Origin of the sequence: Streptomyces sp. NPDC002018, from assembly GCF_042890865.1 — a bacterium.
Taxonomy (GTDB): domain Bacteria; phylum Actinomycetota; class Actinomycetes; order Streptomycetales; family Streptomycetaceae; genus Streptomyces.
The window spans coordinates 1-20,145 of sequence record NZ_JBIASO010000020.1; the positions used below are offsets into that span (position 1 = coordinate 1).

Consider the following 20,145-nt stretch of genomic DNA (forward strand, 5'->3'; position numbering starts at 1 on the left):
GAACTGCAGATACTCCTCGCGATCTGGACCGGCGCCTGCCCCACCTGTCACCGCGACATGCCAGACCTCGCACCAACATGACCAAGCACTACTAGTCAGTGGGCTGGCTTCTCAGGTCCTGTTGCCCGGATGGTGGGTGTTGCGAGCTGGGCGGCGTGAGGAAGAGGGCGGCCAGGGCCTGGAGGCCGGGGTCCGGGTTCCGGGTTCCGGGTTCCGGGTTCAAGCGTGAAGTGTGCGCCTGTTGGGCTTTCGGCGGGCCGGGCTACAACCTCCACCGTTCCTCAAGGGTCTGGAGAGCGAACAGCACTTCGCGTGCATCCGTAGTTCGTTCTCTGTTTCCCTGCCGAGGAGAGCCCCTGTGCGCCATCGTCTCCGTCCCTCGACCGCTGTGGTGGCCGCCGGCGCCGCGATGGCCGCCGTCGTGCCCGTCGTCGGTGTGGCCGGTCCGGTGCCGGCCGCGTGGGCCGACGGCGGCGGAGGACAGGCGCGGTTGGTGGTGACGGAACTGCCCGGGAGAGCTCTGAAGATCGGCGAGCTGCGGCAGGACGCGGTGACGGTCACGAACAACGGCACCGCCGCTGCCGAAGAGGTCGTCTTCCGGGTACGGCTCACCCGCGGGCTGGAGTTCCCCGAGATCGCCGCGGGATGCACGTACACCACCCTCCCCGACCAGGTGGGCCAGGCTCTCTGCCGGCTGGAGACCGTGATCGAGCCCGGGAAGAGCATCACCGTGCCCGTACGGTTCAAGGTCCGGGCGAACGCGCTGATGGAGGTCGTCCAGTACGGGACGGGCCGGACCGGTGCCGAACCGGGCGAGGGGTTCGACGAGAGCCATCACCGGCTGGCGGTGGACGCGGACAGTTCCGCCGATCTCGCCGCCCAGGGCGACCGGGCCAAGGGGAAGGCGGGCAGCGCCGTCTCCGTCACGGTCGCGCTGCGCAACCACGGCCCCGGCTGGGTGCAGAACAACGTGAGCGACGATCAGCCCGCGCTCATGGTCACCATTCCCCCGGGCACGACGGCGGTGGACGTGCCCGAGCTGTGCCAGCCGTTCGGCGTGGACGGACCGACGGGGCCGTCCGAGCCGGGAAAGCCGCGCTATGTCTGCCACCCCTCCGACTGGACGCAGGACCCGGGTGAGGTCAACGCGTTCACCTTCGGCCTGAAGATCAAGAAGGGTGCGCGGGACACCTCAGGGGAAGTGAAGGCCACCTCGGTCTACGACATCCGCCCGGAATTCGACCCCAACGCCGACAACGACCGGGCGAAGATCAATGTCCAGGTCCTGGGGGCCGGGAACGGTTCGGGGTCGGGGACCGGCGGGGCAGGTACGGGTGGTGCGGGAGGCACGGGAGGCACGGGAGATACGGCGGGCACGGGTTCCGGCGGTGGTTCCGGGTCCGGGTCGGGGCCGGCGGCCGGGGGCGGTTCCGGTACCGACGGTGGCGGCACCGGAACCGGTGGCGCCGGGGCGGCGTCGGGCTCCGGCGGTACGGGCGGGAGCACCCCGCAGCAGCAGGGGTCCCTCGCGCCCTCGGCCCTCACGCCCTCCGGGAGCCTCGCGGCCACCGGTGCCGAGGGCACACCGCTCATGGCGGGCACGGCGGTCGCGGCCACCGCGCTCGGCGGAGTGCTGGTCCTGGGGGTACGCCGGCGCAGGGGCGGCAGCGCTTCCTGACCGTTCTCCGGCTTCCCTGGTACGGCGCCCTCCGCTCGCGCACCGACGCCGCACCGGGCCATACCGGGCCACACCGGGCTTGCGCTGAGCCGCGCTGCGCCGCACCAGGCCATAACGGGCCATACCGGGCTACGCTGAGCCGCGCTGCGCTGCGCCGCCCGCCGCGCCCCGCCAGGCCGCGCTCCCCCCAAAGCGCCCGGCCGCGACACGGCAGAGCACGGCACAGCGCCTGCGCGCCCGACTGCCCGAGCGACTGCGTGCTTACGGGCGTGCCGTCAGCCGGGCCGCCGAGGCGATGGTGGCGCGCGCCTCGTGTTCGTCCAGCCCTGTGCGTACGGCGGCGTCGACGAGCGGCTCCACGAGTGCGTCACCGAAGCCGTGTTCGTACGCGCGGCAGGCCGCCCAGAACAGCCGGGTGTTGCGCTGGCCCGCGTGTGCCGCCCGTACGAACTGCACCAGGCCGTCGCCCCGCGCGGGCCGGTCCTGGCCACGGTGTCGGGGGCGGGCCGGAGGAGTGAGCAGGCGCAGCAGCGCGCGCGGGCAGGGCGCGGGCGCCAGCCCCTCCGTACCGGGGGCAGGCCGGTAGGCGCCCCGGGCCGTGACCGAGCCCGGCCCCACCAGATAGCCGCCCGCGCCGCGTACGTCGATGCCGGGGGCGAGCCGGCCGGCGGAGTTGGGCACGACGACGTTCGGCGGTCCTGTCAGCCAGATGTGCCGGCCACCGCTGGGGGTCAGCACGACCACCGTCTCCGGCAGCGTGAACGGATGCTGGAGTGCGATCTGCTGGAGCGCGGCCACCGAGTCCGGAACCGGGCCGGTCGGGCCGCTGGTCGAGTCCCTGGTCGGGCCGCCGGTCGGGCCGCCGGTCGGGCCGCTGGTCGAGTCGCCGGTCGGGCCACCGGTCAGGCCGCCGGTCGGATTGCCGGTCGGGTCGGTCGGGCCGGTGACATCGAGATCGATACCGATGAGCTGATGCGGTGGACGCCCGCAGGCGATGCCGTAACCCGTCGCCCAGGGCGCGGCGGCGAAGAGGGCGCGTACGCCGGTGGGGTCGGTGGTGGCGTCGTGGACGCCATGGCCCAGGAGCCCGCACTCGCCACGGCAACGGCCTCGTTCGGGCTCGTCCCGGTGGGGTGAGCGCAGCGCGGGGAGCTTGGTGGGGGACAGGGGGAAGACGGGGAGCCCACGTTCGGCGGCGGACAGCGCGTGAGCGAGGGCCAGGGTGGCGGGGTGCCGGGCGGTGGTGGCCATGCTTCTATGTTCGTACAAGCGTTCGAAGAACGGAAGGGGGACGGTCGCCCGAGCCGTCCGTGAGGGGTGCGGGATGAAACGATTCGTCCGCTTCGGTGACCGGCTCGCCTTCCATCCTTGTGGGGATTTGTCGATTATCGGGGAGGGGGAACGCGGTTTTGGGGTGCATAGGGGTTTATCGACTTGTCCTCACGCTTGCGGGGGAATCGGGGAGTCCGGGGTGGTTCGCGCGAGATGCGATGGGCAACTCTGAGGTCGCGACGTCGTCACAACGACCGAGGCGGTCGGCCAACTGCCTTGGAAACACCCGTACTTCGTTCTGGAGGAACTGATATGGCAAGCTTCCGTACCGCTCGTGCCTTCGCCGCCGTTGCCGCCCTGCCCCTTGCCGCCGCGCTGTTCACCGGCGTGGCCCAGGCCGACGACGACACCTTCTCCGACAACGAGTGGAACGCGAGCGTGGCCACGCTGGCCGGCAGCGGTGTGGGCGGGAGCAACTCCGGCAACTCGACGACCACCCAGCAGGTGGCGACCGGTGCCGGCGCCTCCAACCAGAACAACACCGCGAACGTGATCGGTACGGGCTGGACGGCCATCGACCAGTCCAACGAGAACGTCGCGGTGAACTTCGCCAGTCACTGGTAGATCGCGGCCCGACGGGGGGACGACCGAGGGGTGAACGGTGAACTGCGCGGCGGCACTCCGGTGCCGTCGCGCGGTCGTTGTGGGCGCCATCGGAGGCCCGACGGGGACTCGCCGGGGACCGCCGCGCGGTCCGTCGGGAGGTGTCCGGGGTCCGTCGCCCGGTTCGTTGCGGGCATCGTCGGCGGTCCGCCGCGCGGTGTCCACCCGGGGGTGTCTGGGCCCGCCGTGTGGCCCGCCGCGCGGTCCGCCGGAGGCCGTCGTGGGCCCGTCGTACGCGCCGTTCGGGGCCCGCCGCGCCTCTTCGTCCGTCAGGCCCGCCCCTGGGCTCCCCCGGGTCTACCCTGACCGTCTCCCCGCCCCTCCTCCACCTTCAGGAGGTGGGGCCGGCACCTCCCCTACACCCTGAGGCGGACATCGCTTCGGGACCTGGGGCCGATCCCCCGGGGCGGGGCTCACTCCTAGCGTGGAGCCATGACCACGCCTGTCTGCACGAGTGCCTCCACGGCCGCCAAACCGGCCGCGCACGCGCCCTACGCACCTCACGCGCCGGCCGTTCCGTACGCGCCGCGCCCCGCCTACTCGACCTACGCGTCGTTCTCCTCGTACGTACGGGCGCGGGGGCCCGTGCTGCTGCGGACCGCGCGTTCCCTGACCTCCAACCCGTGCGACGCCGAGGATCTGCTCCAGACGGCGCTCACCAAGACGTATGTCGCCTGGGACCGGATCGAGGACCACCGTGCCCTGGACGGTTATGTCCGCCGCGCCCTGCTCAACACCCGTACCTCGCAGTGGCGCAAGCGCAAGGTCGACGAGTTCGCCTGCGAGGAACTGCCGGAACCCGAGAGCCTGCCGGAGCCGGACCCCGCCGAGCGGCAGGTGCTCCATGACGCGATGTGGCGCGCGGTGATGAAACTGCCCGACCGACAGCGGGCGATGGTGGTCCTGCGGTACTACGAGGATCTGAGCGAGGCCCAGACCGCCGAGGTGCTCGGGGTCTCGATCGGTACGGTCAAGAGCGCGGTGTCCCGTGCCCTCGGCAAGCTGCGGGAGGACCCGGATCTCTCCCCTGTCCGCTGAGGGCCGTCCACCGTCCACCGGCGACCGCCCACCGCCCACCGCCCACCGCCCACCGGCGACTGCCCGCCCACGACCGCATGCCTGCCTGGCCGACCACTGCCCGCCGACGGTCGTCCGCCGGCAACTGCCTGCCGGCGACTGCCCACCGACAACTGTCCACTGTCGAACGCCCGTTGACGACGCGTCTCCCTTCCCGGTCTTTCCCGTTCCCCGGTAGTGACATACCGCGCGGTACGTGCGCAGAATCTCCGCAACCCGTACCGCTGCCGCCGCGTAGCGCTGACGCCGACCGGGAGGACGCTGCCGTGCTGAGCACCATGCAGGACGTACCGCTGACCGTGACCCGCATCCTGCACCACGGGATGACCATCCATGGAGCGTCACAGGTCACGACCTGGACCGGTGGGAACGAGCCGGAGCGCCGCACCTTCGCCGAGATCGGCGGGCGCGCGACACGGCTCGCCGGCGCCCTGCGCGACGAACTCGGTGTCGGCCCCGACGAGCGCGTCGCCACGCTCATGTGGAACAACTCCGAGCACGTCGAGGCGTATCTCGCGATCCCGTCCATGGGCGCGATACTCCACACCCTCAACCTCCGGCTCCCGCCCGAACAGCTCGTCTGGATCGTCAACCACGCCGCCGACCGCGTGGTGTTCGCGAACGGCTCGCTGCTGCCGCTGCTCGCCCCGCTCCTCCCCCATCTGCCGACCGTCGAGCATGTCGTCGTCTCCGGTCCCGGCGACCGCGCGCCGCTCGACGGGGTGTCCGCGCGGGTGCATGAGTACGAGGAGCTGATCGCCGGCCGTCCCGCCACCTTCGACTGGCCCGAGCTGGACGAACGGGCCGCCGCGGCCATGTGCTACACCTCGGGCACCACCGGGGACCCCAAGGGCGTTGTCTACTCGCACCGTTCGATCTACCTGCACGCGATGCAGGTCAACATGGCCGAGTCGATGGGGCTGACGGACCGGGACACCACCCTGATCGTCGTACCGCAGTTTCATGTGAACGCCTGGGGCCTGCCCCACGCCACCTTTATGACCGGCGTGAACATGCTGATGCCCGACCGTTTCCTCCAGCCCGCTCCGCTCGCCGAGATGATCGAGAGCGAGCGGCCCACGCACGCCGCCGCCGTCCCCACCATCTGGCAGGGGCTGCTCGCCGAGGTCACCGCGCGTCCGCGCGATCTCACCTCCATGGCCCGTGTCACCATCGGCGGTTCCGCCTGTCCGCCGGCGCTGATGGAGGCGTACGACAAGCTCGGCGTACGCCTCTGTCACGCCTGGGGCATGACGGAGACGTCGCCGCTCGGCACGACGTCCAACCCGCCCGCCGGGCTGACGGCCGACGAGGAGTGGCCGTACCGCGTCACGCAGGGCCGTTTCCCGGCCGGTGTCGAGGCGCGCCTCGCCGGGCCCGGGGGCGACCTGCTGCCCTGGGACGGGGAGTCGGCCGGCGAACTGGAGGTACGCGGGCCGTGGATCGCGGGCTCCTACTACGGCGGTGCGACGGGCGAACCGATCAAGCCCGAGGACAAGTTCAGCCCGGACGGCTGGCTGCGGACGGGCGATGTCGGGGTCATCAGCCCCGACGGCTACCTCACGCTCACCGACCGCGCCAAGGACGTCATCAAGTCCGGTGGTGAATGGATCTCCAGCGTGGAGCTGGAGAACGCGCTGATGGCCCACCCGGAGGTGGCGGAGGCGGCGGTCGTGGCCGTACCGGACGAGAAGTGGGGCGAGCGGCCCCTCGCGACGGTCGTCCTGAAGGACGGTGCGACGGCCGATTACGAGTCGCTCAAGAAGTTCCTCGCCGGGAAGATCGCGAAGTGGCAGCTACCGGAGCGGTGGGCGGTGGTGGAGGCGGTGCCGAAGACGAGCGTGGGGAAGTTCGACAAGAAGGTGATCCGCAGGCAGTACGCGGACGGGGAACTGGACGTCACCCGCGTCTAGCGAGGACGCCGCCCCCAACCGGGTTCGCCCCCAACCAGGTTCGCCCCCAACCGGGTTCGCGTACACCCGGTTTCACCGCACCCGGTTTCACCGCACCCGGTTTCACCACACCCGGGGTCCAGGAAAATCGTCGGTCCGGAACGCGCCGGCCGGGGGCGGTCCATGCCTGCCCCCGGCGTCCGCAACGGCCCGTCCGTCCGGCGCGATGTCTAGTTTGTCCCGATCTTCGCCAGGAGTTCGACGATCCGGGACTGCACCTCGGTACTGGTGGAGCGCTCCGCGAGGAACAGGACGGTCTCCCCGGAGGCGAGCCGGGGCAGCTCCGCCGGGTCGATGCCCGCCGAGGTGTAGATGACCAGGGGGGTCCGGTTCAACTGGCCGTTGGCCCGCAGCCAGTCGATGATGCCCGCGCGTCGCCGCCGTACCTGCATCAGGTCCATGACCACCAGGTTCGGCCGCATCTGGGAGGCGAGGGCGACCGCCTCGTCGTCCGTGGCCGCGCGCCCGACCTGCATACCGCGCCGCTCCAGCGTGGCCGTCAGCGCGAGCGCGATCTCCTGGTGCTCCTCGATCACCAGCACGCGCGACGGGTGCTGCTCGCTGTCGCGCGGGGCCAGGGCCTTGAGGAGTACGGCCGGGTCGGCGCCGTACGCCGCCTCCCTGGTCGCCTGGCCCAGACCCGCCGTGACCAGTACGGGGACCTCGGCGGCTACCGCGGCCTGGCGCAGCGACTGGAGGGCGGTACGGGTGATCGGTCCGGTCAGCGGGTCGACGAACAGCGCCGCCGGGAACGCGGCGATCTGCGCGTCGACCTCCTCGCGGGAGTGCACGACGACCGGCCGGTAGCCACGGTCGCTGAGCGCCTGCTGGGTGGAGACGTCGGGCGCGGGCCAGACCAGCAGCCGACGGGGGTTGTCGAGGGGCTCCGGCGGGAGTTCGTCGTCGACGGGCCGTGGCTGGGGGCGGTTGGCGACCTCGACCGCGCCGCCGGGTCCGTCCAGCGGCTCGGGACCCTCGGCGCCCTCGTCGGGCGCGCCGATCGCGTACGACCGGCCCTCGGGATGGGGGGAGGGCAGCCGCGAACCACCCTGGGGTGCGCCGGGCTGGGGCTGGTGCTGGTGCGAAGGGGCGGGCGCGTTCGACGGACCCGAGGGGTTCGCGGGGTGCTGCTGGCCCTGCGGCTGCGGAGCGGCCTGGAGGTGGGACGGGGCGTGGGGGTGGGGCCGGGCGTTCTGCTCCGAGCGGTCGTCGGCGTCGGCGGGCGGCGTACCGAGCTTGCGGCGCCGGCCCGAGCCGAGGGACTGCCCGGACTGTCCCGCTCCCTGTCCCTGACCCAGTCCCTGTCCCTGAACCTGTCCCGGACCGCCGGGCTGTACGGGCCCGAGGGACGGGGGCTGGCCGAGGCCCTGGCCCTGGCCCTGGTGCGGATGCTGGGCCTGGTTCGGGTGCTGGCCCTGGGGGTGGTGCTGGCCCTGCGACGCGGGCGGCTGAGGGGTGAAGGGCACGCCCTGGCCGAGGGTGCGCACGCTGAAGGCGCGGCCCTGGGTGGAGTCCGGGGAGACCGGGGTCTCCTCGGGAAGCGGCAGCGCGGGCGGCAGCGGTTGATGAGCGCCGCGCCGGGGATCCGTGAGGGCGGGCTCACCCGGCGCACCGGACGCACCTGGCGCACCCGGGGCACCTGGAGCGCCCTGGGCCGCCGGGGCCGCCGGAAGGGCCGGGCCTCCCGGGGCGGATGGCGCGGCCGGTCCCGCCGGTCCCGTGAATCCTGCCGGTCCTGTGGGTCCCGTCGGGGCCGTGGGCGGTGTCTGGGCGGGCGGCATGCCGCCGGTGTCACTGCCCGTATAGCCGTCCGTATAGCCGTCCGTGCCCGCGGCGGGGCGGGGGTCGTCGGGCCAGCCCGGCGGTCCGGTCATCATGCCGAAGCCCGAAGTGGTGGGCATTCCCGGGCCGTTGAACACCGGATCGGCGCCCTGTCCGGGGGCCGCCTGTCCGGGGGCGGCCTGTCCGGGAGCCGCGGGTCCGGGAGCGGCCGGTGGGTTCCCCCAGCCGTTCGGGTCGAGGGGCATGGCACCGGTGCCACTGCCCGTGAGGCCGTCCACGGCCCCGGCGCCCGCGCCGCCCGCGTTCACGGGGCTCTCGGGCCATGTGGGCGCGGGGGGCGGGGTGTCCATGGTGCTGCGGCGGCGCCCCGAGGGCGCGGGCAACGGGTGCGCCTGCGGCGGGGTGTGGTCGGCGTCCGGTGCCGTACGTACCGCGTCGTGGCGGCCCGGGAACGAGGCGTCCTGAACCCCGGCGGCCTGCGGCGGGACGACGGGCGCCGGGGCGCGGTCGGCGGCGGCGGGCGGCAGGGCGAACGCGCTGCGGGCTCCCTCGGACTCCGCCGGCGCGTGCCGTTCCTGCGCGGGAGCCAGCGCCCGCCGGGCACGGCGCCCGGCAGGCTGCGCCCCCGAGGCCGCCGGAACCGTCTGCTGCGCGGGAATCGACTGCCCGGGAACCTGCTGTACGGGCGGCAGCGGCGCGGGAGCCGAAGGCTGGACCGGTACGGGCCCCTGGGCCGGTACGGGCATCGGAGCCCGGCCCACGGGAGGCACGGCCGGCGAACCCGGCGCCACCGCAGCGCCAGGCATGGACGGCGCGCCAGGCATCAACGGCGCGCCATGCATGGGCGACGCGGGTGAAGTGGCCGGAGCGGTCGACGCGGGCGGCACGGAAGATGTCGCGGCCCCACCGGCCCCACCGGCGCCCACAGCGGGCGCGGGGGCCACCGGTACAGCTTCGGGACCAGGCGAGGGTGCGGGCGCGGGCGCCGTGGGCCCGGAAGGAAGCGCCGGAAGCGCCCTCTGCCCGCCGTGCCGTGCCCGGCGTCCCGTACCCGCCGCCGCGTCCACCGGTACACCCTGCGGCGGTACGGCCTGGCCGAGCGCCGCCCGGCCCGTGGGACGCGCGCCTTCGGCCGCCGTGACCACCGAGCCTTCGGACGGCGCGGCGGAGGGCAGCGCGACGGCCGCCCCCACACCTACGCCCGCTCCCGCACCTGGTGCCGTACCCGGTCCTGCGGCGGGCACCATGCCCGCGCCGCCGACCGAGACGTCCTCGGCCGGACTGGGCCTTCCGCGCCGGCGCCCGGTGCCGCCGCTGTCCTGCGAGGGGATCAGATCCCGGGGTCCCTCGGCGGCCGAACCACCGACAGCCCCCGCTGCCCCGACCACCCCTGCCGTCCCTACGGCCCCCGCTGCCCCGGAGGCCGCGGAAGCACCGGAGGCCGCGAGAGCCCCGGTGGCGGCGGAAGCCCCGGAATCCCCCTGGACACCGGCCGCCGTCCCCGAAGCCCCGCTCCCGGCACTGGCACCGGCCGCACGCGCCCGCCGCCGCCCCGTCGGCTCCCCGGCGTCCTCGGCCGGACCCTCCAGAAACGCGTCGGTGGACGCGCGCCGTGCGCGCCGCCTGCCGCCGCCCGAGGTGCCGGGACCCTGCTGCTGCGCCGGCAGGGCCGGCTGGGGGTCCGCAGACACCGGGGCGGGCGGCGGAACCGTACCCGCGCCCTCCCCGAGCGGCAGCTCCAGCACATACGCGCTGCCGCCCAGGCCCGGCATCTCGTGCGTCTGCAACACGCCACCGTGCGCTCGTACGATCCCCCGGACGATCGGCTCGTGCACCGCGTCGCCGCCGGCGAACGGCCCGCGCACCTCGATCCGTACGACATCACCGCGCTGCGCCGCCGCCACCACGATCGTCGAGTCGACGTATCCGCCGCCCGGCACCAGCCGGGCCCGGCCCGTCGAGTCGACCCCGGCCACATCGGCGACGAGATGCGCCAGCGCCGTCGCCAGCCGCGCCGCGTCCACCTCGGCCTCGATCGGCGGGGCATGCACCGCGAACTGCGCCCGGCCGGGGCCGATCAGCTCGATCGCGCCCTCCACACCGGCCGCGACGACCCCGTCGAGCAGGGCGTTCGTCTTGACGAGCTGTTCCGTGCCGGCGTCGAGCCGCTGGTAGCCGAGGACGTTGTCCACGAGTGTCGTCATCCGCGCGTACCCGGCGGCCAGATGGTGCAGGATCTGGTTCGCCTCGGGCCAGAGCTGCCCGGCGGGGTCGGCGGCGAGCGTGCCCAGCTCGCCGCGCAGCTCCTCCAGCGGTCCGCGCAGCGATTCCCCGAGTACGGCGGTGAGCTGGGAGTGCCGGCCGGCCAACTCCCCGTACCGCTCCGTCAGCTCCTCGATCTCGGCCGCGTACCGGTCGCTGCGGTCCGCCAGCTCGGCCGCGTGCTGCTCGGCCGCCTCGGCCAGCTCGGTGGTGAGCCGGTCCGTCGTCTCCGTCAGCTCGGTGGTGAGCCGGTCGGTCGTGGCGGTCAGCTCGGCCGTGTGCCGCTCCGCCGCCTCCTCCAGTTCGTCGGCGTGCTGCTTGGTCAGCTCGTCCAGCGGACGGCGGTCGGTGAAGGTCATGACGGCGCCGACGAGCTGGTCGCCGTCGCGTACCGGCGCGGTGGTGAGATCCACCGGCACCTGCTTGCCGTTCTTCGCCCACAGGACCTGGCCGCGCACCCGGTGCTTCCGTCCCGACCTCAGCGTGTCGGCGAGGGGCGAGTCCGCGTAGGGGAACGGCTCGCCGTCCGCGCGCGAGTGCAGGATCAGCGGGTGGAGCTGGTGGCCGCCGAGATCGCTGGCGCGGAAGCCGAGGATCTGCGCGGCGGCGGGATTGACGAGAACGACCCGTCCTTCGGTGTCCGTACCGACGACACCCTCCGAGGCGGCCCGCAGGATCATCTCGGTCTGGCGCTGCGAGCGTGCCAGCTCGGCCTCGGTGTCCATGGTGCCGGAGAGATCCCGTACGACCAGCATCAACAGCTCGTCGCCGGTGTAGCTGTGCGAGTCGTTGTACGCGTCCCTGCCGTCCTCCAGGCTCGCGCTGGTGACCTCGGCCGGGAACTCACTGCCGTCCGTGCGCCGCGCGACCATGCGCGTCGGCTTCGTACGGCCGCGCGCGTCCGCCGCGTCGGGACGCCGCATCGAGCCGGGGATCAGCTTGGAGTCGAACTCGGGGAGCAGATCGAGCAGCCCACGGCCGACGAGCGCCGTGCCGGGGGTCTCGAACATCTCCAGCGCGATGGTGTTGGCGTTGACGACCGTGCCGTTGGCGTTGACGAGCACCAAGCCGTCGGGGAGTGCGTCGAGTATCGCCGCGAGGCGAGCAGCGCCTCGGGATGGCCTGCTGCTCACGACGACGCTTCCTCCCTGACCCACTGCACCTTGCGGACCGCCGCACCCATCTTGCCTCCCGGGTCCTGGCATGTCACTGGAGGGAGTCTAAGGGCTGGGGAGGTGACCGCGGCGGCGGATGAGCCGGAGCCTTGATGAGGGTTCTGTGCGAATGGCCCCGGATTGGCCTCCGCCGGGACAGGACCTCGCTGCCTGTCATCGCCCGGTCACCGTGCCGACGCGTCCCGGTTCCGAGCCGTACGGGCCCGGGGTGCGACAGGCGCGCCCTTACGGTCCCGGGGTGCGGAAGGCGCGAACGGGGGCTTACGGCCTGGTCCTCGGCAGGACCGGCTCCAGCGTGCGCCAGCGGGCGATCTCGCAGCCGTTCTTCCGGTCGAAGAAGGCGTGGACGCGGTGGCCGTGCCAGATGCCGGTGATCCGGGCGGTGGCGTCGCCGCCGTGCTGCATGGTGCACAGGGCGCCCGGCGTCACCGGCGCGAACGGATCCTGCCCCGCGCGCCGCAACTCGGCCAGCCGCTCGCAGGCGGCCCGCGCCCGGGGATGCGTCCCGCCGACCGGTCCGCACGTCAGTTTGAACGTCCCGTCGGTCCCCGCGAACCCGGTGTCCGCGACGGTGATGGTGAACGCGCCGGCGGCGGCCGTCTCCGAGGTGCCGGCCGTCTCCGAGGCGCCTCCTTCCGAGGCGCCTTCTTCCGAGGGCGCCGGCAGCGGCGCAGGAACCGGAGCGAGCCGGGAGAGGGGGAGATCCGGGACGGAGGAACCGGCGACGGCGGCGGGCGCCACGGCCCCCAGCAGGGCGGCCGACGCGGCCATGGAGACGGCGGCGATGAGGGAGAGACGACGCGGCATGGAAGCTCCTGACGGGTTACGGATCCAGGGGCGGTACGGATCCGGGGGCGGCGCCCCGACCTCTCTAACGCGCCTCGGGCTCCGGCGTTGCGCACCCGGAAGGGCTTTGCTCTGTGCCCCGCCCGCCTAGTACCGTGAGGAGCGATTGGTGACACCCCACCTGGCTGTGTCATCATCTGCATCGCACCACTCGCGCCCGCGCGGGTGTGCTGGAGGCGTCGCCTAGTCCGGTCTATGGCGCCGCACTGCTAATGCGGTTTGGGTCTTAAAGCCCATCGAGGGTTCAAATCCCTCCGCCTCCGCGCATGATCACCGAAGCCCCGGCCACCGGCCGGGGCTTCGGTCGTCCGCGCGCCGCCCGTATGCCGTGCGCAGTGGTCGATTCCCGTGATTCCAGCCGTTTTCGCAGGTCAGGGCTGGTGCGGGCAATGGATTTCACCTGGCGCCACAGGTCATGTAATGTTGTTCCCGCAACGCCGACCGGGAAGAAAAGCCCGGAAAGCCAAGCACTCGTAGCTTAACGGATAGAGCATCTGACTACGGATCAGAAGGTTGCAGGTTCGAATCCTGCCGAGTGCACAGCACGCCGGAGGCCCGATCGAGGAATCGATCGGGCCTCCGGCGTTTCCGTGACGGTGCCGACCGATGGCGACCGCGGGTGGGTGGATGGCCGGAGGCCCTGCCGGAAGATCGGCAGGGCCTCCGGGTCTGCCGTGGCGGCGACGGCTGACGGCGACCGTCCAGGACGGGAAGCGGAGGTCACCGGCAGCCCGGCCGCGCCAACCCTCGCCCAGGGCTCGGAGGCCGGGTTGGGACTCGACACGTCGTGGTCAACGAGAGGACGCGGGGCTGGTTACTGCCCTCAGCGGCCTCGCCCCGGTCGACGGGCGACCGGGGCGAGGTGGCGGGAGGGGCGTGGCGCGGGGTCCAGGACGGTCAGCCGGCCCTCTGCACCGCCAGGGGGCCGGTCTGGGCCGGGACCGTCACGGTGCCTTCCGGGAGGCTCTCGTCCGCTTCCGTCCGCTCCGGTGTACGGCTCCACAGCCGGCCCAGGAACAGATAGAAGCGGTCCGGGAGGAACGCGGCGTCCGCGACGATCATCGCGCCGGAGAACAGCGGCAGTCCCATGAGCACCGCGATACCGATGTGCATGCCCAGCAGCATGGTCAGCACGGGGTACTTGAGCCTGCCGAACAGGACGAACGGGAAGGCGACCTGCAACAGGACGGTGATGTAGCCGGTGAGGGTGAGCAGGGCCGTGTGGTCGTCCGCCATCAGGGACAGCGCGGGCCAGGGCCGGAACAGATCGAGGTTCAGCACGTAGTGGAGGGCGGTCCCGTTGCCCCACGAGCTGCCCTGCACCTTGTACAGGCCCGCGGAGCCGTAGAGGACGCAGATCTGGGCGGCGATCAGGAACATGCCGCAGTTGTGCACCACGGTGACCAGGGACGTCCGCGCGTCGCGGAGTTGCGCCGGGAATCCGCTCGCCTCCGGGTCGGCCACCCGCTTCGGCGCCGTGCCCCTGGAGGCCCGGAGCCCGGCCCTGCGCGCGTCGAGGGACCAGCGCCGGCCGCACGCGGTCAGGACGAGGAGGACGGTCATCAGGAGGATGAGATTGTCCCCGCCGTCCGTCATGTAGATCGCCCTGCCGTGGAACGACACCACCACCCCCGCGAACAGCAGGGAGACGGCCCTGGTCCGCCAGCCCAGCAGGAACAGCACGGTCGTCACGACCGCCACCGCGTAACAGACCTCGAAATACGCCCTGCTGTCGGACAGGGTGAGGACGCTGCCCCAGTCCGTCTGGCCGAACAGCTCCCTCGCCAGCTCCGGCGTCCACGCCGAACCCGGCCCCCAGATCTCGTTACGGTGCGGGAACTCACGGAGCAGGAAGCCGAGATAGAGCAGCCCGTACCCGATGCGCAGCACCGCCGCGGCGTACAAGGACACCGGCCGTCCGGTCAGCAGGGCGGGGAGCGCACCGGCCCGGCGGAGGAGGCGGCGTGTGCTGTCCGCGACCGTCCGCGGACAGCGGCGCAGGCGGTCGCGCAGACGGTCGCTCAGGGGGCGGGGGCGAGGTGCGGGGATGGTGGCCCCCTCTCGTTCAGTTCCCATCGGAGGTCACCTTCCACCAGGGGAGAAGACGGGTGTCGAGCGCTGCCGGGGGAGTCGCCGCCGCGGGCCGGTCGCCGGACACGGGGGCGGGCGGGCCGATGGGCGTGGTGATCACCCGGAGCTGGATGGACTCGAAGGTGCCGCGGCGATGGGCGGCGACACGCTGCGCCGCGATATTGCGCAGATACTTCTGCATCATCAGGGCCCGCTCCGTACTCGGCACGTCGTCCGCGCCGTGCAGTTCGGAGTACGAGGTCCAGGCCCGGCGCAGCATGTTCTGTGTCGTATGGCTGGGGAACACGTTGTGCCGCACCGCGGAACCGTCCACCGCGGTCAGATCGAACCACGTGCTCACCTGCACGGTGCCGTCCGGAGCGGTGTGCGCGGTCCTCGCGGAGATCTGCCGGTTGACCGATTCGGGTTCGGGGGCGAACAGCCGCCAGTTCTGCTCGAACAGCGGATAGACCCAGGCGGTGACCTGGCGACTGAGCCGCTGCGAGACGGGGTTCGGCGGGGCCACATGCAGGAACACCATGACCACATGGACCAGGGAGACCGCCAGGCACAGGGCCACGACGGCTCCCAGCCCCCCCTTCAGCAAACGGGCCGGTACCGACGGGCCGCGGGCCGCGCCCGGCCGCCCGGACGGTTCCGGTGCGGCGGGTGTGGCCCCCGTCCGCTCCCGGTCCTTCACATCCACTGATTCAACGCCACCCGGCACAGCCCCACCCGGCCTTCCCAACTCGGCTGTTCACTTGCGTGTGTTCTGGACCTTCAGCGGTGGCGCGCGACGGGATCGAGAACGATCCGTCGCGCGCCACCGGTTCTGCTCGTGCTTTCAGCTGTGGACGTCTCGTGCTCTCAGCCGTTGACGTTCCTGTGCTCGGCGGGCGGGCCGTCGTGGCCCTCGCCGCCGCCGAAGCCACCGGACATGTCCGGCTTGTTGCCGTAGCCCTGGTGGCCGTTCCAGCCGCGCGGCTTGCCGTTGTCCGGGCCGTGGTCGGGCTTGCCGTGGTCGGGACCGTGGTCGGGGCCGTGGTCGGGGCCGTGGTCGGGCTTGCCGTGGTCGGGACCGTGGTCAGGACCGTTGTCCGGGCCGTGATCGGGCTTGCCGTGGTCCGGGCCGTGGTGCCAGCCGTGGTCGGGGCGATGGCCGGGCTTGCCGAAGTGGGGCTTGCCGTGGTGGCCGGGCTTGCCGAAGTGGGGCTTCTTGCCGTGGTGGCCGTGGATGGGCTTGCGGTGCGGGGGCTTGGGGGCGTTTCCGCCGGTGACATTGCCGCCGGAGATGTTGCCGGCCGTGTTCCCCGCGACGACGCCGCCCGTCAGGACACCGCCCAGGACGCCGCCGTTGGTGACACCACCCGTTGTCAGGCCGCCGAGCACGCCGCTCGTGGCGCCGCCCGTCGTGCCTCCGGTGGTGGCGCCGGTGGTGCCTCCGGTGAGGGAACCGGTCGTGCCGCTCGTGGTGACACCGGTGGTGGCGCCGGTCGTGCCGCTCGTGGTGACGCCCGTGGTGGCGCCGGTCGTGGCGCCGGTCGTGGCGCCGGTGGTGGCGCCCGTCGTGGTGCTGGAGCACTGCGGGCGGGTGATCCGGTTGGTGTCCAGCGTCACCGAACCGTTACGGGCCAGCGCCCGGCCGTCGATGCTCGCGTTCGTGGTCACCGTGATCGAGGTCAGGGCCAGGATGGTGCCCACGAACGTGCTGCCGGTGCCCAGCGTGGCCGAGCTGCCGACCTGCCAGAACACATTGCACGGCGAAGCGCCGTTGATGAGGAGCACCTGGCTGGCGGAGGCCGTCGTCAGACCCGAGCCGACCTGGAAGACCCACACGGCGTTGGGGTCACCCTGGGCGTCCAGGGTGAGGGTGCCGGTGAGCCCGAGCGTCGAAGCGGCGGTGTAGACGCCGGGAACGAGGGTCAGACCGCCCGCGTCCGGCGGAAGGGCGGCGTCCGTCGCCTGGCCGGCGGCGTTGTTGTACGCGGCGACCAGGTCGGACTGGGCCTGAAGAGCCACGGCGTCGGCGGAGTGCTGAACACCGATCACCAGGCCCGGGGGGAATCCGGTGATGGCCGTTCCCGGGCTTACCCCGAGGTCTCCGGTGATCACCGAGGGACCGGTGTTGGTGACCGACTGACCGGCCAGCACGGCGAAACTGGCCGCCGTGCCCAGAGGCACAGGTGTCGCGATGGCATTCGCTCGCGTGGTCGTGGCGGCGACCACGGTGGCGGCGAGCAGTACGGTGAGCGCTGCCCCAACCCAGGCCGACATTGTGCGCCGTAGAGCCGCGACAGGGAAATGAAGCGTCATCGAGGGACCAACTCCTGAGTGAGACGGTGGCGTAACGGGCACTTCCCGGGTCGCACAGACCGTCCATTTCTGTCGTTGGCATACAACACTGCCGAGTGCCCATTTATGTGGGGCATACGAGTGATCCCCGTGAAATCGCTATTCAATGGCACTTCGAAGCGTTCGTCTTTCGGCGTGTTGTGAGGCGACCGGGATCGGGGCAGGGTCGGGGGCGCGAGAAGCGGGCCGGTGAGGGATTCCGGCGGGCGAGGGCGGAGGATATATACGAAGAAACCTTTCTTCGGCTTCTCGCGCAGGTCCGCGACGGTGGATGGCGCGAAGAACGGCGCGAAGAAGCGGGCCGGCGGCGACGCACTTCCTTGCCGGAGGATTGCCCCGGCCTATTCGGACGCGGGGCCCCGGCGCTGCGCGCGGGTCCGGCCGGGAGGGGCGTTGTCAGTGGGGGATGTTAGCGTCCATAGCAGGTTCATCGGTGTGGGGAGGGGCATGTCGTGGGTGCGTCAGGGTGGGATTATTCGGTGCCGTATCAGGAGGACCTCGGGACGGCATTCGAGGAGTTGCGGCGCAAGGTGTTCGAGGAGCGTGACTACTACTGGGATCAGGAGGACGGTCCGCGGCCGGGCACTTTGGAAGAGCTGTGGGAGGACGAGTCCGTCCAGGAGAGCGGTACGCATTCGATCCTGGATATCTTCCGGATAGCCGGTCCCGGCGAATATCCGGAAGACGGTGTTCTGATACCGGTGCCCGAGGATGAGGCGCTGCGTGTTCTGGGCACCTCGAAGCCCACCCGGAGTGATGTGCCCGCGTTCGAGGCCTTCGGATTCGAGCGTTGGCAGGGGCGGTGCGTGGTGCTGCACGATGGGCGGGGAGAGCCTCGGGAGATCTACTTCTGGGGCGCTTCCGGCGACTGATCCGGCCGGACCGCGGCCGCGCGGGCGCTGGGGGGCCGGGCGGCGGGTGTGGAGCGGGTGTGAGCGGGGTGCGTGGTGATACGGGAGCGTGGTGATGACGGATGAGCGCCGCCGTCGCGGGCCGCCGTGCCGGTGGTGACGGGCTCACGCGTGCGTTCTGGCGGTGCCGGGGCCTTCGGTGGGGCGGGGCGGGGCCCGCGCTGCTGTGGGAGAGGGGACGGGAGCGGCGGGAGCGGGAGCTGCGGTGGGGGTTCGAGCTGGGGTTCCGGGCGCTGGGGATACGGGGATGTGGGGGCGCGCGCGGGAATGTGTGTCCCCTCGGGGCGGCGATCGGCGGGCGGAGCACCGGCGGGCTGTGCCCCGAGTGCGCGCGGCTGGACCGGGCGCACTCCGTGGCGGCCGACACCGTCGCCGACGACCCACGGACCTATCGCGTCTATCTCGCCTGGTTCGGACCGGGGTTGGTGAAGGTCGGGATCACCGCCGAGGAGCGAGGACCGGCGCGGTTGCTGGAGCAGGGGGCCGTGGTGTTCGGCTGGCTCGGGCGGGGGCCGCTGATGGCGGCGCGCCGGACCGAGGAGTTGTTGCGCACGGCGCTGGGGGTGCCGGACCGGATTCCGTACGCGGAGAAGCGCGCCGTACGGTCCGCGCTGCCGCCCCGGGCGGAACGGGCCGCCGAGATCGAGGAGGTGCACGCGCGGGCGGTCGCGCTGGAGGGATGGCCGCACTCCCTGGAGCGGGTGGGGTTCACGGCGGTGGACCATACGGAGGTCTTCGGCCTGGACGGTCTCGCGCCTGCCACGGGCGTGGTGAGCGAGCTGGTGGACGGCGGGCGCGTCGCGGGGCGGCTGGTCGCCGCCGCCGGGCCCGATCTCCATCTCGCCACCGGGGACGGCGGGCTCGTGGTCCTCGACACCCGGCTCATGACCGGCTGGGAGCTGGCGGGGGACGGGGTGGGACGGGGTGCGGCAGGGGCCGGCGGCGCGATCACCGTACCCGTGCGCGCCCTGTCCGGCGGGGACGTGCAGGATGGGCTCTTCTGACCTCGTCGACCGGTGGGACGGTGATTGTCGGTATGGGCGATCAGGAGAGCGCGGGCGTGCGGGCGTTTCTGGCACGGGCCGGACTGCCGGGGCTGGTCGACGTCCACACGCACTTCATGCCGGAACGCGTCCTCAAGAAGGTGTGGGCGTACTTCGACTCCGCCGGGCCGCTCATCGGCATGGAGTGGCCCATCACCTACCGGCACGAGGAGGACGAACGGGTCGCTCTGCTGCGCGCGTTCGGCGTGCGGGCGTACACCTCGATGCTCTACCCCCACAAGCCGGGCATGGCGCGGTGGCTGAACGGCTGGGCCGCCGAGTTCGCCGCTCGTACGCCCGACTGTCTGCGCACGGCCACGCTCTTCCCGGAGGAGGGCGTCGAGTCGTATGTGCGCGAGGCCGTCGTGGGCGGCGCCCGCGTCTTCAAGGCGCACCTCCAGGTGGGCGCGTACGACCCGAACGACGAGCGGCTCGACCGGGTCTGGGGACTGCTCGCGGAGGCGGCGGTCCCGGTGGTCATGCACTGCGGCTCCGGGCCCGCGCCCGGCAGGCACACCGGGCCGGAACCGGTCGGCCGGCTGCTGGCACGCCATCCCGGGCTGTCGCTGATCGTCGCGCATCTCGGGATGCCGGAGTACACGGACTTCCTGGGTCTCGCCGAGCGGTACGGGGAGGTCAGGCTCGACACGACCATGGCGTTCACGGACTTCAGCGAGCGGTTCGCGCCCTTTCCCCGGGAGGCGAGAGGACGGCTGGCGGACCTGGGGGACAGGATCCTGCTCGGGACGGATTTCCCGAACATCCCCTATCCCTATCTGCACCAGTTGGAGGCCCTGGAGCGGCTGGAGTTGGGGGACGACTGGCTGCGCGCGGTCTGTTACGGGAACGGGGCCCGGCTCTTCGGGCTCGATACCCCTGGAGCCCCTGGAGCCCCTGGAGCCCCCGGAGTCCCAGGAGCCCCTGGAGCGCTCTGAGAGCCTGCCTGGGGAGGCCGCCCGGGGAGGGTTTGGAGCGCCCCGACGGCACAACACCGGGGCCCCATGGCGCGGCGCCGGGTTTCTCAGGGAATTCACAGGATCCGGCAAGAGGGCTCTCAGGCGC

The 20,145-nt window shown here is 72.5% G+C and carries 13 protein-coding genes and 2 tRNA genes; 9 read left to right on the plus strand and 6 right to left on the minus strand.

The genetic code is table 11. The features are described 5' to 3' along the window. Nucleotides 1–358 precede the first annotated feature (358 nt). The gene (locus ACFYYH_RS27280) at nucleotides 359–1,678 is read left to right on the plus strand and encodes a hypothetical protein (protein WP_388556184.1); all 1,320 of its coding nucleotides are present in this window, start codon (nucleotides 359–361) and stop codon (nucleotides 1,676–1,678) included. Between the two features lie 261 nt (nucleotides 1,679–1,939). On the opposite strand, the gene ACFYYH_RS27285 is transcribed toward ACFYYH_RS27280, so the two are convergent. Continuing rightward, the gene (locus ACFYYH_RS27285; RefSeq protein ID WP_388556187.1) at nucleotides 1,940–2,929 is read right to left on the minus strand and encodes a bifunctional DNA primase/polymerase; all 990 of its coding nucleotides are present in this window, start codon (nucleotides 2,927–2,929) and stop codon (nucleotides 1,940–1,942) included. A 333-nt stretch (nucleotides 2,930–3,262) separates the two neighbouring features. Between ACFYYH_RS27285 and ACFYYH_RS27290 the strand changes: the two genes are divergently transcribed. The 3 genes from ACFYYH_RS27290 to ACFYYH_RS27300 all read left to right on the plus strand — a co-directional run bounded on the left by ACFYYH_RS27290 (nucleotide 3,263) and on the right by ACFYYH_RS27300 (nucleotide 6,603). Next, on the plus strand, nucleotides 3,263–3,574 hold the full coding sequence (locus ACFYYH_RS27290; RefSeq protein ID WP_388556190.1) for a hypothetical protein: 312 nt from the start codon (nucleotides 3,263–3,265) through the stop codon (nucleotides 3,572–3,574). A 471-nt stretch (nucleotides 3,575–4,045) separates the two neighbouring features. Beyond that, complete coding sequence (locus ACFYYH_RS27295; protein ID WP_388556193.1) at nucleotides 4,046–4,651, plus strand: SigE family RNA polymerase sigma factor; 606 nt, start codon at nucleotides 4,046–4,048, stop codon at nucleotides 4,649–4,651. Between the two features lie 305 nt (nucleotides 4,652–4,956). After that, on the plus strand, nucleotides 4,957–6,603 hold the full coding sequence (locus ACFYYH_RS27300) for a long-chain fatty acid--CoA ligase (protein ID WP_388556196.1): 1,647 nt from the start codon (nucleotides 4,957–4,959) through the stop codon (nucleotides 6,601–6,603). 209 nt (nucleotides 6,604–6,812) lie between these two features. Here the strand turns inward: ACFYYH_RS27300 and ACFYYH_RS27305 are convergent, their stop codons facing one another. Continuing rightward, nucleotides 6,813–11,819 (minus strand): PAS domain-containing protein, encoded by a 5,007-nt coding sequence (locus tag ACFYYH_RS27305; RefSeq protein WP_388556198.1) that lies wholly within the window; start codon nucleotides 11,817–11,819, stop codon nucleotides 6,813–6,815. A gap of 303 nt (nucleotides 11,820–12,122) precedes the next feature. Continuing rightward, nucleotides 12,123–12,668, minus strand: coding sequence for an SSI family serine proteinase inhibitor (locus ACFYYH_RS27310; protein WP_388556201.1), 546 nt, complete (start codon nucleotides 12,666–12,668; stop codon nucleotides 12,123–12,125). Nucleotides 12,669–12,879: 211 nt separating this feature from the next. On the opposite strand from ACFYYH_RS27310, the gene ACFYYH_RS27315 reads away from it, so the two are divergent. Together ACFYYH_RS27315 and ACFYYH_RS27320 are read left to right on the plus strand one after the other, a co-directional pair. Beyond that, nucleotides 12,880–12,970, plus strand: a tRNA-Ser gene (locus ACFYYH_RS27315). Between the two features lie 204 nt (nucleotides 12,971–13,174). After that, a tRNA-Arg gene (locus tag ACFYYH_RS27320) sits at nucleotides 13,175–13,247 on the plus strand. A 357-nt stretch (nucleotides 13,248–13,604) separates the two neighbouring features. Here the strand turns inward: ACFYYH_RS27320 and ACFYYH_RS27325 are convergent. The 3 genes from ACFYYH_RS27325 to ACFYYH_RS27335 all read right to left on the minus strand — a co-directional run bounded on the left by ACFYYH_RS27325 (nucleotide 13,605) and on the right by ACFYYH_RS27335 (nucleotide 17,051). After that, the gene (locus tag ACFYYH_RS27325; protein WP_388556204.1) at nucleotides 13,605–14,783 is read right to left on the minus strand and encodes an HTTM domain-containing protein; all 1,179 of its coding nucleotides are present in this window, start codon (nucleotides 14,781–14,783) and stop codon (nucleotides 13,605–13,607) included. Then, on the minus strand, nucleotides 14,773–15,357 hold the full coding sequence (locus ACFYYH_RS27330; RefSeq protein ID WP_388556207.1) for a DUF5819 family protein: 585 nt from the start codon (nucleotides 15,355–15,357) through the stop codon (nucleotides 14,773–14,775). The genes ACFYYH_RS27325 and ACFYYH_RS27330 overlap by 11 nt, the downstream gene beginning before the upstream one ends. A gap of 287 nt (nucleotides 15,358–15,644) precedes the next feature. Then, entirely contained in the window at nucleotides 15,645–17,051 is a 1,407-nt protein-coding gene (locus ACFYYH_RS27335; RefSeq protein ID WP_388556210.1) for an ice-binding family protein, read from the minus strand. Nucleotides 17,052–17,608: 557 nt separating this feature from the next. On the opposite strand from ACFYYH_RS27335, the gene ACFYYH_RS27340 reads away from it, so the two are divergent. The 3 genes from ACFYYH_RS27340 to ACFYYH_RS27350 all read left to right on the plus strand — a co-directional run bounded on the left by ACFYYH_RS27340 (nucleotide 17,609) and on the right by ACFYYH_RS27350 (nucleotide 20,018). Continuing rightward, nucleotides 17,609–18,001 (plus strand): hypothetical protein, encoded by a 393-nt coding sequence (locus tag ACFYYH_RS27340; RefSeq protein WP_388556212.1) that lies wholly within the window; start codon nucleotides 17,609–17,611, stop codon nucleotides 17,999–18,001. Between the two features lie 101 nt (nucleotides 18,002–18,102). Next, nucleotides 18,103–19,044: a DUF2797 domain-containing protein gene (locus tag ACFYYH_RS27345; RefSeq protein ID WP_388556215.1), complete on the plus strand. Its 942-nt coding sequence runs from the start codon at nucleotides 18,103–18,105 to the stop codon at nucleotides 19,042–19,044. Between the two features lie 32 nt (nucleotides 19,045–19,076). Beyond that, on the plus strand, nucleotides 19,077–20,018 hold the full coding sequence (locus ACFYYH_RS27350) for an amidohydrolase family protein (protein WP_388556218.1): 942 nt from the start codon (nucleotides 19,077–19,079) through the stop codon (nucleotides 20,016–20,018). Nucleotides 20,019–20,145 lie beyond the last annotated feature (127 nt).